Source organism: Pseudomonas sp. P5_B2 (assembly GCF_056400445.1).
Genome location: NZ_JBFULH010001319.1, coordinates 1 through 714, shown reverse-complemented (window position 1 = coordinate 714; position 714 = coordinate 1). Strand labels below are relative to the sequence as shown.

Here is a 714-nt window from a genome sequence, read left to right as displayed (position 1 = left end):
CTGCACGCCCGGCACCCGTTGCCCAAACGACCTGTGCGACCGGCTTACCAGCTTGCGCCAGAACATTAGGAGTATTGGCGTCACTGGTGAAAACCGACTCACCAGCTTCGTTATGACCAGTGACAATTCTCCGTACTGGCTTATAGGCCACATCGGTAATGTTATTCATCATACAGCCTCAAATACGGTTCGTTTAGTTTCGTTATTAATTAAATTTTTTGACTCATACCGCCTTTAGGCGACGCACCGGCATAACCACAAATGTTGCTGACGAACTGGCGATCAGCACTTCGCGCTGAGGGTCATGAAGTTCAGCCCTGGCGAACGCAACTTGACGACCCACACGTTCAACTGTTGCCTTTGCTTTCAACAACGATGGCATCGCAGCCGCCTGCATATTCACCGTAATGCTGGTAGTGGCACAGGTTTGCCCACAGGGCAGCGTGCTGAGCACTGCAAAAGCCATGGCATAGTCGAGCATGGTCATCAATGTGCCACCGGATACAACGCCATTTCCCTGAAGGGATGTTAATGGCGCTTCGAAACTAAGTTCGACAATGCCAAGGCCGCCATTAATCAACCTCGCGCCAAGTGCACTTAATCCAGCAGTCAATTCAAACGGGATGTCAAATTGGGCCTCTGAAATAGCACGTTCCAAAAAAGCTCGGTCTGGATTGTCAATGATTTTTTGCAAAAAATCATTGACAATCCAGA

The 714-nt window shown here is 49.4% G+C and carries 1 protein-coding gene; it reads right to left on the bottom strand.

What is annotated here, in order from left to right; all coding sequences use genetic code 11:
* Window positions 1-223 precede the first annotated feature (223 nt).
* Window positions 224-714: PaaI family thioesterase (locus AC1DRJ_RS30970; RefSeq protein ID WP_477805464.1), on the bottom strand; the 491-nt coding region annotated here is incomplete at its 5' end.